The 14,283-nt window shown below is 44.6% G+C and carries 12 protein-coding genes and 1 pseudogene; 11 read left to right on the forward strand and 2 right to left on the reverse strand.

What is annotated here, in order from left to right; genetic code table 11:
* Positions 1–6 precede the first annotated feature (6 nt).
* From NDK47_RS11560 to NDK47_RS27820, 10 genes and pseudogenes are all read left to right on the forward strand, one after another.
* Positions 7–702, forward strand: coding sequence for a response regulator transcription factor (locus tag NDK47_RS11560; RefSeq protein WP_251874962.1), 696 nt, complete (start codon positions 7–9; stop codon positions 700–702).
* On the forward strand, positions 695–1,792 hold the full coding sequence (locus NDK47_RS11565; RefSeq protein ID WP_251874963.1) for a HAMP domain-containing sensor histidine kinase: 1,098 nt from the start codon (positions 695–697) through the stop codon (positions 1,790–1,792). Before NDK47_RS11560 ends, NDK47_RS11565 begins: the two co-directional genes overlap by 8 nt.
* A 175-nt stretch (positions 1,793–1,967) precedes the next feature.
* Complete coding sequence (locus tag NDK47_RS11570; protein ID WP_251874964.1) at positions 1,968–2,561, forward strand: YdeI/OmpD-associated family protein; 594 nt, start codon at positions 1,968–1,970, stop codon at positions 2,559–2,561.
* 361 nt (positions 2,562–2,922) lie between these two features.
* The gene (locus NDK47_RS11575) at positions 2,923–3,795 is read left to right on the forward strand and encodes a LysR family transcriptional regulator (RefSeq protein ID WP_251874965.1); all 873 of its coding nucleotides are present in this window, start codon (positions 2,923–2,925) and stop codon (positions 3,793–3,795) included.
* Between the two features lie 201 nt (positions 3,796–3,996).
* Positions 3,997–5,220: a sodium/glutamate symporter gene (locus NDK47_RS11580; protein WP_251874966.1), complete on the forward strand. Its 1,224-nt coding sequence runs from the start codon at positions 3,997–3,999 to the stop codon at positions 5,218–5,220.
* 84 nt (positions 5,221–5,304) lie between these two features.
* Entirely contained in the window at positions 5,305–6,237 is a 933-nt protein-coding gene (locus NDK47_RS11585; protein WP_251874967.1) for an agmatinase, read from the forward strand.
* Positions 6,238–6,476: 239 nt separating this feature from the next.
* Positions 6,477–8,138, forward strand: a complete 1,662-nt coding sequence (locus tag NDK47_RS11590) for a spore germination protein (RefSeq protein WP_251874968.1) — start codon at positions 6,477–6,479, stop codon at positions 8,136–8,138.
* Between the two features lie 2 nt (positions 8,139–8,140).
* Positions 8,141–9,253, forward strand: a complete 1,113-nt coding sequence (locus NDK47_RS11595; RefSeq protein ID WP_251874969.1) for a GerAB/ArcD/ProY family transporter — start codon at positions 8,141–8,143, stop codon at positions 9,251–9,253.
* Positions 9,228–10,472: pseudogene (locus tag NDK47_RS11600) on the forward strand (Ger(x)C family spore germination protein). The gene NDK47_RS11595 and the pseudogene NDK47_RS11600 overlap by 26 nt, the downstream one beginning before the upstream one ends.
* Positions 10,473–10,579: 107 nt before the next feature.
* Positions 10,580–10,708 carry a CLC_0170 family protein gene (locus tag NDK47_RS27820; protein WP_407653435.1) on the forward strand — a complete coding sequence of 43 codons (129 nt, stop codon included), beginning with the start codon at positions 10,580–10,582 and terminating at the stop codon, positions 10,706–10,708.
* Between the two features lie 181 nt (positions 10,709–10,889).
* Here the strand turns inward: NDK47_RS27820 and NDK47_RS11605 are convergent, their stop codons facing one another.
* Together NDK47_RS11605 and NDK47_RS11610 are read right to left on the reverse strand one after the other, a co-directional pair.
* Positions 10,890–11,681: an SDR family NAD(P)-dependent oxidoreductase gene (locus NDK47_RS11605; RefSeq protein ID WP_251874970.1), complete on the reverse strand. Its 792-nt coding sequence runs from the start codon at positions 11,679–11,681 to the stop codon at positions 10,890–10,892.
* A 202-nt stretch (positions 11,682–11,883) separates the two neighbouring features.
* On the reverse strand, positions 11,884–12,894 hold the full coding sequence (locus tag NDK47_RS11610; protein WP_251874971.1) for an AraC family transcriptional regulator: 1,011 nt from the start codon (positions 12,892–12,894) through the stop codon (positions 11,884–11,886).
* A gap of 736 nt (positions 12,895–13,630) precedes the next feature.
* Here NDK47_RS11610 and NDK47_RS11615 point away from each other — a divergent pair.
* On the forward strand, positions 13,631–14,110 hold the full coding sequence (locus NDK47_RS11615) for a DUF6530 family protein (RefSeq protein WP_251874972.1): 480 nt from the start codon (positions 13,631–13,633) through the stop codon (positions 14,108–14,110).
* Positions 14,111–14,283: the final 173 nt, after the last annotated feature.

The raw sequence follows: 14,283 nt of genomic DNA on the forward strand, positions 1-14,283 counted from the left end.
GAAAAGATGAAAAGCATAACGATATTGATAGCGGACGATGAGGCGGAGATTGCTGAGCTGATTGCCTTACATGTAAAAAAAGAGGGCTACGACTATATCATTGCATCCGATGGAAAGGCAGCGTTCCAGGCTGTCCAGGCGCATTCGATTGACTTGGCGATCCTGGATATCATGATGCCCGAGTTGAACGGGTATGACGTGACCCGACTGATTCGCGAGCAGCATAATATGCCGATCATCTTTTTGAGTGCCAAAACCTCTGATCTGGATAAAATTTCTGGACTTGTCATGGGTGCAGATGATTATGTGACAAAGCCGTTCAACCCGATGGAATTGATCGCGCGTGTAAATGCACAACTACGACGTTACAAGCAGCTTAATCAATCGATAGCCGCAGACAAAAAGGTAATTGAGGCGGGGGGGCTGGTCATTTATCCCGATCAGCGCGCGGTTAGCCTGTACGGAGAAACGATTGAGCTTACGCCAAAGGAGTTTGATATATTGTACCTTTTGGCCAGCTACCCCAAAAAGGTGTTTAGTGCCGAAAACATTTTCCAGCAGGTGTGGGGCGAAGCGTACCTTGATAGCAGCAATACGGTCATGGTACATATTCGAACCTTGCGAAAAAAGCTTGGCGAAGAGAAAGCGAAGAACAAACTGATCAAAACGGTTTGGGGCGTGGGGTACTCCTTCAATGGCTAAAAGATCAAGTTTTCGGTCCAAAATGATCATGCTGTTTGGGCTTAGCATGCTTGTATCTGGTGTCATCACCTATTTACTCTATAAAGTGCTTCAGTATTACTATCGGACGCAGGTCCGGTTAGAAGACTCATTGGCACTGATTCGCCGCATGATCAGAGAAATTGGTGACGTCAACGTCTTTTTGCTTTTCTTCGTTCCGCTTTCAATTCTGTTTTTCTATCTCTTCACCAAACCGTATGACATCTATTTTCGGGAGATTTCCACGGGCATTCACCATCTCGCCAATGGAGACTTTTCCAGGAAGGTTCATATTCCGTCCAATGATGAATTAGGGGAGATTGCCAAAGATATCAATCTGGCGGGTGAAAAATTGCAAGAGGCTGTAGAGCGGGGAGATTTTGCGGAAAGCAGCAAGGATCAGCTCGTGCTTAATCTGGCGCATGATTTGCGTACACCGCTTACTTCTGTGTTGGGATATCTCGATTTTATTTTGCGGGACGAGCAGCTGACTGCCGAGCAGGTCAGGCACTATGCGACGATTGCGTTTACCAAGTCGCAGCGTCTGGAAAAGCTGATCGATGAGCTTTTCGAAATCACCAGAATGAAATATGGCAAGGTTACCATCGACGAAAAGATAATTGATCTAAGTGAGCTGCTTGTACAGCTGAACGAAGAGATGTATCCCGCCTTGGAAAAAAATAACCTCGTCGCAAGGATGAATGTGGCCCCGCAATTGATGATTCGCGGAGATGGCGAGCTGCTGGCACGCGTGTTTGAGAATCTCCTGATGAATGCCTGTCGCTACGGGAGCGATGGACAGTTTGTTGATATGAACGGCTATCGTGATGACGGGGCAGTGGTGATTCAAATCATCAATTATGGTGACCCGATTCCCGAGGAGATTCAGGCGCATATTTTTGAGATGTTTTTTACTGGCGACAAGGCGCGAACGCATCAGGACGGGAGTACTGGCCTTGGTTTGTTCATAGCTAAAAATATTGTAGAGCAGCATCAAGGGACGATCTCTGTCCAGAGCGATCTGATCCGTACCCAGTTTGAAGTGCGGCTGCCTTATGAATCCAAAGCGTAATTTACGAGTGAATGTGTACAGTCGCAGAGCACCGGACGACATGCCGATACCCTGCGACTTTTTTGTCAAAATTAATATTGACATGACACCATTTAGTGCCCTATGATAAGGACACCAAAAGGTGTCTAATTAAGAGGGATCTTGATCGAGAAAAATCAGTGAGGGGTGTCCCTTTATGACAAAGAGTAGAACGAATCCTAAGGTTGATGAATTTTTAAGTAAAGCGAAAAAGTGGAAGGCAGAATATGAGAAGTTGAGAAATATTGTTCTTGACTGCGAGCTGACTGAAGAATTTAAGTGGATGCATCCTTGTTACACGTTTGAGAAAAAAAACATCGTTTTGATACATGGATTTAAAGAATATTGTGCGCTACTGTTTCACAAAGGTGCCTTGTTACAGGATTCCCATGGGATTCTCATCCAACAAACGGAGAATGTACAGTCGGCGCGCCAGATTCGGTTCACCAATCTTCAAGAAATAGTTGAAATGGAAACCATCTTGAAAGCCTATATTCATGAAGCCATTGAAATTGAAAAATCCGGTTTAGAAGTGAATTTTAAAAAGACTCCAGAATACGTAGTTCCTCAAGAACTTCAAACGAAATTCGATGAAATCCCTGCCTTGAAAACTGCTTTTGAAGCATTGACGCCGGGACGTCAAAGAGCCTACATTCTTCATTTTTCAACGCCCAAACAATCCAAAACGAGAGAGTCAAGGATTGAAAAATGTATGCAGCAAATTCTCGATGGAAAGGGATTAAATGAATAGTCAGGCTTACGCATTCTAGCTATTCCGTTTCAAAAACTGCGTGGCGTAGTAAATGTCCAAGAATGTGTTGCTTCCCTACCGATCGTGTACCCCCTTTCTTTAATGATAAAAAAGGTTCATGGCGTCCCTCAATGCTATGAACCTTTTCGACGTTAATTTCGGATTGGTAGCCATGTCATTCAGTAGTACTTGTTCTGCTCAAATGAAATCCCAGTCGAACGGGATCGCGGAAGAAATCGATAGTCTGACTTATCCTTTTTTCAAGATCTGCACTCGATTCCCACTTCTAGCAAGGTTTATGACTGAAACTTAAATGCAAATGTGCTTTGGCAACACTGAGGAAAAGAAGGGGGTAAAGAAAGTGAACATCCAAAATATAAAAGCGTTTATCTATGTCGTACAATTCGGAAGTTTTAATAAAGCAGCGGAAGCGTTGTATTTATCTCAACCATCGATATCGGCACGGATACGATCGCTAGAAAACGACGTCGCGCAAAAACTGTTTGTACGAGACCGGAACAAATGCGTGCTAACCGATGCCGGCAAAAGTTTTCTTCCGTACGCTGAAAAAATTTTACGTGAGTACCAAGAATCCGTATATAAAATGAACCAGCAATTGCATATACCCGATCAGGTAAAAATTGCTTGTTCCATTTCCATTTCAAACTATGTTATCCCTATCATACTCCCGGTACTGCAACAACAATTTCCAGCTTGTCGTTTCAAGATTGTATCTGATCATTCAGAGTCATCGTTATCCAAAGTGCTGAACCACGAGGTGGATTGCGGCCTCATCCGAGAGCTGATGCATCCACGTATCGAATCCAAGGTATTGATGAAATTTCCTGTTGGCTTATACGCTCATAGAGACCACCCGTTGGCTCAAAAGGAAACTAGTGTATCGATCGAACAATTGGCAGATCACAATATTATTTTCTACGACCATAATTCACCGGAATGGTTGGGGATTACGAATTTATTGGAAAAAGTCAATTTCCAGCAACATCTCCTTGTCGATATCGATAATATGGAAGCGGCAAAAAGATTAGTTATGAAAGGGATAGGTATCTGTTTCCTCCCTGAAAACGCAGTAGAAGATGAAGTGCAAAACCAGAGGATGAAAAAAATTCCCCTCACTCTGCCACATGAGTTTCAAACCAGCATTGCCCTTGTGCATGTGAAGGATGCAACAATATCTACGATCGTCTCCTATATCAAAAAAATGTTCGAATAAGTGTCGAGTAAGGGTAAAGCCAGTAAGCCAGTTTGCGACGGTATCCGGCTGGTGCATGCTGGCTTTCCTATTGAGGATGAGTTTACTAATAGACATTATCTATTAGTTGATAAATCTCTCACATTATTTTTGATAGCGCTTACGTGATAGTCTTATTCGTAAGACGTCGACGATCCTATATGGAAAGGGGACAGGTTATTCGTGATCATCAATGAAGGAGTTTTGGAACTGAACCTGATTACTTCGACAGCCGTGGGAATCTTTCTTCTTTTACTCGGTATGTGGTTGAACAAGAAAGTCGATATTTTTAAGAAATATTGCATACCAAGCCCGGTTATCGGTGGATTTAGTTTTGCGGTGATCGTTTGGCTTCTGAGAGAATTTGATGTCGTCCAATTGAAAACGGATACCACGATAGGCGATTTGCTTATGTTTGTTTTCTTCGTCACGATCGGTTTGGCTGGGAGTCTTTCTTTAATCAAAAAAGGGGGGAAAGTTTTATTTTTTTACATCCTCGTTTGTTGGGGGTTGGCAATCTTTCAAAATGGGTTTGGTGTTGCCCTGGCGTCGTTGCTAGGAATAGATCCGTTGCTTGGCATTGCATCCGGTTCAGCAGCACTAGAAGGTGGTCATGGAATGGCAGCTGCGATGGCGCCTTCCATTGAAGCTGCGGGAGGAACGGGGGCGCTAACTGTGGGACTGGCCGCCGCCACATATGGTTTAGTCGCAGGTAGTTTAATCGGAGGTCCGCTGGGAAACTGGCTGATTAAAAAGAACAAGTTGAAGATTGAAACGGATGACAATTGGGCCAGAAGTGTCGATGAACCTGAAAAACAGAACCAGGTGGCGAGCATCAATTATAAAAACGTCTTGACCATAGTGGCAGTCATCTTACTCGTTTTGGCTTTTGGTACAAACGTCGCAAAATGGCTAACCTACGTAACCGGATTCACGATCCCCGGTCATGTATTCAGTTTATTTGTCGGTTTACTATTTGCTTCCTTCAACAATAAGAAAAACATCGTGCACATAGATAGTAAAATACTGGATGTCTTTTCGATGGTAGCGCTTGAGCTCTTTTTAACCATGGCGATGATGAATCTGAAAATTTGGGAATTATATGACCTTGCTGTTCCACTCCTCATTATTTTACTTGCACAAACCATCGCGATCATTTTCATTGCTTGGTTAATCATTTTCAAGGTCACAGGTAAAAACTACGACGCAGCTTTACTTGCAGCTGGTTTTATCGGTCATGGTTTAGGTGCGACGGCGAATGCTCTCGCCGTCATGGATGCTATCACCAAGAAATACGGAGTCGTTTCGAAAAAGGCATTTTTCATTATCCCGGTCAGCGGATCGATGCTCGTGGATATCGTCGGGGTTCCCTCTATAGTAATTTTTACCAACTTTTTTGCGCATTGACTTGATTTGTTGATCCAATAATCTCGGTCTGCTCAAGGAGTCATGACCGGATTCATTGAATAAAAAACTTGTGGAGGATCAAAAATGAAAAAAGTAAACATGCCCATAACCGGAATTTGTACGTTCGCAAAATATCCTATTTGCGACGACTTGGAACAACTGGACGCCGATGTAGCTGTACTGGGAGTTCCCTATGATACAGGAGTTGGTTTTTTATCTGGATGCCGTTTTGGCCCACGACGCATCCGCGAGATTTCTACACATTACGCACGCGGCGATGCAGGATTTTATGATCCAGAAAGAGATGAGGTATTTTTGGGAGCGCCTTTCAAAATTGTTGATGTTGGAGACGCAGATGTAGTCCATGGAGATATTGAAGGGTCATTTACTGCGATTGAGTATGCGGTAAGCAAAATAAGAGAAAAGGGGGCGATACCTGCCATTATGGGCGGCGATCATTCTATCTCTATTCCCATCGCAAGAGGCTTGAAAGCGGAAGGGGACGTGACAGTGATCCAACTAGACGCCCATCTTGACTGGTCGGATGCTCCAGGTGGACAGCGTTTGGGGAATGGAAGTCCGATGAGGAGAATGTCAGAAATGAGCCATATAAAAGAAATGGTGCAAATCGGATTACGTGGACTTGGTAGTAGCAGAAAAGAGGATTTTGACGCAGCGAAAGCGTATCATAGTAAATTGATTTCTGCGAAGGAAGCCATGCAGTTGGGAGTAGAAGGCGTTTTGCAGAAAATCCCTAAGGCGGAAAAGTATTATGTCACTATCGACATTGATTGTTTTGATATTTCCTTGGCTACAGGAACGGGTTCTCCTTCACCAGGCGGATTCTCCTACGACTTTTTAAATGACATCCTGATCGGCATCGCAGAAAAAGGAAATGTCATTTGCTTTGATTTAGTAGAGGTAGCACCACAATATGACCCGACGAATTCTACGACACGAGTTGCGGCCATGACCATGTTAAACTTTATGGGGCATATCTTAAAACAAAAGAGATAAGCATACAGGCAGTAAGGAAAGCCATGATAGCGTGCACAACAGTCTATCATGGCTTTTTTCTATTGTCTGAAGTCCGCCGAGTGAGCCGAGGATGGGGATGCCAAAGTAATCGACCTGATGTATTTCGTCCATTCCTTTGGGAAAGAATGGGAGAACGAGAGTCGTCCAGGCATGAGCGCTTCCCAATAGCCCTGTAATCAGAGCGGCGAACTGATTCCAATAATACAGCAATCAAGTGCATGAAGTTACGATTGGACGGTGCAAAAATGTCGATTTTAAAATGGTATAAAAAATCAAAAAGACGGGCTGCTGTTAGTGTGCGGGATCAAGTATTAGAACAACACCAGACCGTGAGAATAAACGGCGATTTGGAACATACGATCGACTCGATCCAGCGAATACTAGGAATGAATGACGACTTTACGATTCGCCGCTTTCACGTATTCGGAAAGTATCCGGCAGTCATGTTTTATTTTTCGAATATGATCGATCAAGCTTCAATTAATATCAATATTTTAAAACCGTTCATGTATTTGCCTCCCCATTTGGAAGGAAAGGAAATTGAATCCTCCCAATTAAAGGATGTCCTGCTCTACGATTCGCTGTATCACAGCGAAGGTATGTTGGAAAGCCAGTTTACGCAACTCATCAAGGGTTTGTTACGCGGAGAGACTGTCGTAGCCATCGAGGGGTTGGAGGAAGCTTTTCTAATCGGTACGCGCAGTATAGAGAATAGGTCACCGGACCAACCAGCAACCGAACAGGTGATTCGTGGGCCTCGTGATGGTTTCATCGAACAATTGGGGACGAATATCGCCTTACTGCGATATCGGTTACAGACGACAGATTTTCGTGTCCGAACGATGCAACTCGGCCGTAGGACGAATTCGAAAGTCGCGATTTGTTATATGGAGGGTATTACAAGCCCAGATCTTGTAGAGGAAGTAAATAGACGTCTTAGCAACATCGATATCGAAGCGGTGCTCGATTCGGGTTATTTGGAGCAGTTTATCGAGGATAATCATGTGTCCCCATTTCCGCAAGTTCAGTATACGGAGCGGCCGGATAAAGTCGTCGCCAACCTGTTGGAAGGAAGGGTCGCCATTCTGGTCGATGGTTCCCCATTAGCACTGCTCGTACCGACTATCTTCAACCAGTTTTATCAGACAGTAGAGGACTATACGGAAAGATTTGTACTGATGAGTGCAATTCGCCTGGCAAGGTTTGTAGCCTTGATCTTTTCTCTAATCTTTCCGTCTCTTTATGTTGCTATTATTTCCTTCAATCCGGAATTGATTCCGACCGAATTTGCAGTAGCTGTAGCAGGAGGGCGGGCTGGCGTTCCTTTCCCGGCGATCATCGAAGTGCTGGTGATTGAAATATCCATGGAAGTATTGCGGGAAGCAACGATCCGATTGCCCCAACAGGTCGGCGGCGCTCTTTCTATCGTCGGTGTACTCGTTATCGGACAGGCAGCAGTGTCTGCGGGATTTGCGAGTCCCATCACCATTGTTATTATCGCCTTGACTACGATCGGGTCATTCGCTACTCCTGCCTACAATGCAGCGTTAGCCCTACGGCTCCTGCGATTCCCGCTCATTGTTTTAGCTGGAATTTTTGGCCTTTACGGCATCATGATCGGTTTGATTCTCATCGTGAATCATCTTCTTTCATTAAAATCGTTCGGCGTCCCTTACTTGAGCCCTCTGGTTCCGGGAAGCTTTCAGGGAATGAAAGATTTGCTCATACGCGGGCCGTTATGGTGGATGAAAAGCAGACCTGTATTTCTACATGTTCAAGATAAGACCAGAGTGGACAGTAGCACGGTGGAACAGCTTAATGAATCGCAAGGCGTTGAGTTAGATCCGTTAAAATCCAAAGGGCGGAAGGAGGAGCGTTAACGATGGAGCATCCCCGTCAGATAACCGTATTTCAAGCAACGGCAATTCTTGTTAGTACCATTATAGGTGTCGGCGTTCTTGCCCTCCCCCTTTTTGCTGTTCGGGCAGCAGACTCTGGTGCTCCTCTCGTCACGCTATTAGGCGTCCTGCTTGGCTTTGTTGGGCTGGCATTGATTACTGTGCTAGGTATGCGTTTTCCGACGAAATCCATCGTTCAATACAGCGAGGATATTATCGGAAAATGGTTCGCATGGATCGGCAGTGTATTCATCGTCGCCTTCTTTGCAGTGTTAACTTCTCTTACCGCACGTGAGTTTGGTGAAGTAGTCGTGACATCGGTTCTGACAAGAACTCCTGTGGAGGTCACTGTAATTGTCATGCTGCTTTTGGCAGCTATCTCGACTCGCAATAACATCACGACATTCGCATACATTCATTATTTCTATACTCCCATCCTTCTGGGACCAGGTCTGTTGATCGTCGTGCTCTCATTGAAAAATGCCGAGGTGATCAATCTTCAGCCTATTTGGGGAAACGAACCGGGCGGTATGCTGCTTGGCGTTGTTACGATAGCTGCCTTGTTTCAAGGGTCCTTTATTGTGACTGCAGTTATTCCAGCCATGCGTCGACCCCAGAAGGCGATGAAGGCTAGTATATGGGGAATGGTAATCGCAGGAGGGCTGTATGTTTCGATTGTCGTGGCGGCTGTCAGCGTGTTCGGCGCCGAAGAGATCAAGTTTTTGCTCTGGCCGACACTGGAGTTAGCCAAAGCGACCTCCTTGCCAGCGAATATTTTGGAACGACTGGATGCCGCCTTTCTTGCTGTTTGGGTGACCGCCGTGTTTACCACTCTTTTTTCAAGTTATTTTCTTACGATTCACTCAGCGAGCAAACTTTTTCGCTTACGCGACTATCGACTGTTTTCTTTTTTCATATTGCCGATTGTTTTTATTATGGCTATGTTCCCTCAAAACATCATGCATATGTATGAAATCATTCAAAAAGTCGGCCGCGTCGGTCTCATTATTACGATCGCTTATCCGGGAATGTTGTTGTTGATCGCTATTCTTCGCAGGAAAAGAGGGGATCGTGTTGAGGATAAGCCCATGGATTAAACAGCTGAAGTTTCTGTGTGTCATTCTCCTCGCGTTTCCGATTCTGACAGGATGCTGGGATCGTCTCGAAATCGAAAATCGTGCCGTCGTATTGGGGGTTTCAATTGATGAGGCGGGCCCAGAAGCTGAAAAAAAAGAGGACGAAATTTCACACCTTCGCGGGAAATTCCCAGCACCTCATAAAGACATGATTCGCATCGCCGTGCAGATCGCGCTTCCTGGGAGAATTCCGCTCGGACCGGGCGAAAGCGGAGGAGGGGGAGGAGGAAACAATGGAGTTGAACAAACCGTTTGGGTCATCGAGGTAGTGGGTCACACAATCGATGATGCCCTTATGAATTTAGATCAGCAGATTTCGGGGAGACTCTTCTTCGGGCATTTACGCGTCATTGTTGTATCCGAAGCCGTGGCCAAAAAAGGATTGCAAAATTTGAATGATTTCTTTCGACGCAATTCAGAAGTGCGCAGAATGGCCTGGATGATGATTTCGAAAGGACCTGCGATAGAATTAATGAAGGCCGCACCAAAGTTGGAACGTGTGCCGACGCTGTATTTGATGTCGACGTTGGATGACGCCATCAAGGTAGGCAAACTTCCAACCGATTATGTCGGTATGTTCTGGAGCAATTCCTCAAAGAAAGGGCAGGAAGGGTTTCTTCCTTATGTGCAAAAGATGAAAGAAGATAATATCGAAATTAAAGGATTAGCTTATTTTAAAGGCAGCAAAATGGTAGGTGTAACGAAGCCTATCGAAATCGCAGGGTACATGGGGATTAAAGGGATCAATCCCGCTGGGTATCGGGGCATGGTGAACGTGGACAGGAAATCGATGGCGACTTTGTATGCAATCCATCGGAAATCAAGAATTGAGACTCAGATCAAAAACGGACGTCCGCATATTACTGTCTCCATCTGAGTTGAGCTTAATTTAGAGGAAAAATTGAACGAGCAAATTCCCATAAATAGTTCCGATATCCTTGAAAAACTCAGACAGGAGGATGAAAAGGCGATTGCAAAGCTGTACAAAGGTTTAATTGAACAAACACAGAAGAAACAATCCGATATTTTCGGTTTTGGCGAATATGTTCGTGCGAAACAATCTCAATATTGGAATCGGGAAATCAAAACGAAAGAGCGATGGCAGGAAATGTACAAAGACATTTCAGTCGATATTAAAGTAGAATCGCGAATTCGCCGTGTCGGTATGAAAGCAAAATAATAGACAGGATGAATTGGAAATTGAGGGGGCTACAAGCCATGCCTTACGCTGGGTTTACGAGTTATATCGGTTACGTTACATCCTTATGGTTGGTTACTGGGTTGTTAATGTTACGGTTGGATGTAGGAAGTTATGCGCTGGCGGAGATGAACAAGGAAAAAAGTGTAGCCCGTTTTCTTGGATGGCTCAATGTAGCATTAGGGACTTTGTTGTTAATCGTATATTGGGCGTTCTGAAAGTGGTAGAGTGCATTGTAAAGTTCTAGAACGAAAACAGAAACAATTCCAGCAGGGCTGCTACTGTACAAAAAGCCAGTCAAAACACGAGTATAAAGTGTTAGACTGGCTTGGTTTATTAAACGCTCGTACCCTTTTTGCTTTGGTTCATACATAGGAGTATCCTACTGTTGCGAAGTTGTTAAAAAATTGTAGGCACCATGCCCCCGTCCATCCGGATCGGAGAACCTTTAAATGCGGATGCATAAGGGCTGCATAGGAATGCAGCCAGCCTGCCTATTTCAAAAGGCTTGATAAACCGCTGTATTTCTGATTGAGGCAGGTTCGCAGCCATAAATTTTTTCTCTTTTTCCGGAAATGCCATATCATCAGGAAACAAACTTTCAATGATTTGATATACATTTTCGGAAAGCGTTGGTCCTGGCATGATTGTATTCGATGTGACTTCCGTTCCTATCGTCAGTTTAGACAAGCTTTTTGACAGGGATAATAACATCGATTTGGTCATACAATACTGGGGCATTTGCCCTGAAGGCATGACCGCTTCTTCACTTGCAATAAAAATGATTCGTCCATAATTGTTTTTCAACATTTGAGGCAAATAAAACTTAGATAATCCATTCGCGGCAAGGACATTCGTTCGGAAGTACTTTTCCCATACTTCATCGTCAACGTCCTCATATGACATGATTTCATAAATGCCCATATTGTTAACCAGAATATCGACATGGGGATATTTCTCAAATAAAGCCTCTCTTTGCTGCTTATCCACAATATCAGCTGTAGCATTCTGAGGGGAAGTAGCCGGGAACTCCGACTTCAGTTCATTTACGGTTCGTTCTACCTCTTCATGATTTCGTCCATTAATGAGGACATTGACGCCTTCTCTGGCAAGTTCAATGGCAATTGCTTTCCCAATACCTTTCGTTGATCCTGTTACCATAGCTGTTTTGTTCATTAATCCCATATCCATAACACATGTCTCCTTTGGTGTCATTCATGGCAAGCTGATTAGAAGTTATTCTTGGAACAGCCAAGTGCTCCGGATAGAGATTATATTACTTCATCCGAATCGTTCGGTAACTAGCGTATAACGCCAAATTTCTTGTTTAAGCCGCCAAATAATGAAACTCGAAAACGGCTAGCCTTGCTTAGAAGGGGAAGGGTTGCGGATTCTATGACGGCGGGTTTGCCCCTAAATATTCGGTACGCCAATTGGAAGGAGTATCGCCTTCCCAAAGGCGAAAGGCGCGGTAAAACGAGTTTTGGTCTTCATATCCAATTAAGAAAGCCACTTCTTTGATATCGAGCTTAGGGTCTGCCAAGTATTTTCGTGCCTGTTCATGCCGAACATGCGTCAACAACTCCGTGAAAGTTGTGCCTTCTTCAGTTAGACGGCGCTGCAAAGTACGATCGCTCATGCCCAGGTCGCTCGCCACAGCCCGAATGTCAAGGCGCCCTCCGGATAGGCTGCGCTTTAATATCCACTTGACCATCTCGGCGGCTGAACGGCTGCGCTGTTCATCTAATGTTCGGTCCAATACAGGGGTCAGGATCTCCAGCAACTCTTTATTATACGAAATAAAAGGGCGGTCCAGGTCTCTTCGATGCAGTGTTAATCGGTTAGCGGTTGCACCAATTCGAATCGGGCACCCGAAGTAAGCTTCGAGGGCCGCTGCATCGCCCATCGGCTGAGAAAATTCCACGGACTGTGCAGGTAAAGGTTGGCCCGTACCCCGGCGCCCCAGCTCCAGAAGAAAGGCCAGTGTGGTTCCAACCAGCACGGGAGGTCCGGGTTGCTCGCTGCGTATCCATTCCAATTCGATCGTACAGAGCTCGCCCTCTTCGGTTATTCGCAAGCTTTCTGGAGGACACAGCTGTTTGTACCGGGCCATTCGGTTAAGGGCGTCGCGATAGTTACGAGCATGATAGGTCGCTAAGACGGTTGGTGGGTATTGTGCTGTTTCAAAGACTGTTACAAGCTTGATGATTCCGGTGGCAGTGTCACCAACGAGATCGGAGTACGCTTGCCAGATTCTGAAATAGTGGGCGGTGGTGACTCCAGCTGGTTCTGTAATAATGGTGAGCGGCAGACGCGCTTTGCGAGCTACATCGTGTGGGGCAATCCCTAATTGTTGTAATCCCGCCCAAAATCCCGGTGGGAGTTTAATACGGTCAGATTTCATTAGGTATGGATCTCCTTTAGCTGCTTACCTTATCGTTCCGGCTATGATTAAGTATACAAAAGAATGTTCTTATCTTCATGTAAGCGTCCGGTTTAGGTCGTGAAGCCGCACAGCCCTGTGGACTTAAGGCGTTCCTTGAACATAACATTGTCTTGAATCTTGTAGCGGACAAAGTTCCTGACGCCAATGCCAACAAATAGAGATTGGTAGCTGAGTGAGCGATTATCAAAAAAGCAGAGATACAACCAGAAGTGTTGTATCTCTGTAAAGTAACATTTTATTGGCCTTGGCCTCGTTCAAATCAACGAGGCAAACCTAGCTAAGCCTTTCGAATCATTTTTTTATCCTTAATTTCAAATACCATATCGGCAACGTTCTCCAGCAGACGGACATCGTGTGATATGAAAACAATTGTGCCAGTGTAGTTTTTCATTAAATTCTCCAGTGCTTCTTATCGATATTCAAGACTTCGCGGCCCATATATTCTACATAAATATATTTAGCTTTTATCAATGCCATCATTCATGTAACCTCCTTCAAAAATCGCAGTTTTCAGTTCGCAGGATTTCCTGCGATTTGAGAAGGGAGGGATTAGTGTCCGAAAATTTAACATTGATTTGCATAAATGTCAATCTGCATGAAGTCCTCAGCGGATTGACTAATGATAAGAAATCAGATAAAATGAGCTATCAATTTAGTAATTAAGTAATTTAGTAAATGAAAAGAGGTAATGAAATTGAAAATACCTACATCGTTAAAGCATAAGCCTGTTATTGTTTCAGAAAACTACGAGCAGGTTGACGGAAGATTCGCTAGAAACAGTGATGCGAAAGGCCTCTCCCTGGGATTGGCCCAGTGGAACGATCGAGGAAAAGTCGATATTTCCGCCAAAGTATGGAGATATACGGGAGAAAAATGGTCCAGACAGTCAGAGGAACTGCCGCTTCATCGCGTTTTAGATTTGTCAATCCTTATCTGTAGGACCATGGAGCATTTTCAAGAGGCTTATCGATACGAGAATTTTTATGATCCGCAGAAGCCTGTCATCGACCGAATTGGACTGCAAGGATATGCCATGACGGTGGCAATATGTACGGACAATGACAAAATAAATGAGGATGTCAAACTGTTCAACCAGGCGTTAAGCGAAGACGGAGAGTTGATCGGCGAGCGGCTGCGTACGTTATCAAGAATTTTAAAGGAAATGGGTTATTAACGACAGTGAATTAGTTGTGGTATAATATACCAGTTCGAAATTCATGAGCTACTCTTATTGGGAGGCGTTACTATGAGGTACACCATGCAGAAAAGGGCACTAAAAATAGGGGAATACGCATCATTGGCCCTGTAAACTGCGCGATTCCCCTTGCGTTATTAAGGGGTTAACCA

The organism is Brevibacillus ruminantium (genome assembly GCF_023746555.1).
In the GTDB taxonomy this organism is placed as follows: domain Bacteria; phylum Bacillota; class Bacilli; order Brevibacillales; family Brevibacillaceae; genus Brevibacillus; species Brevibacillus ruminantium.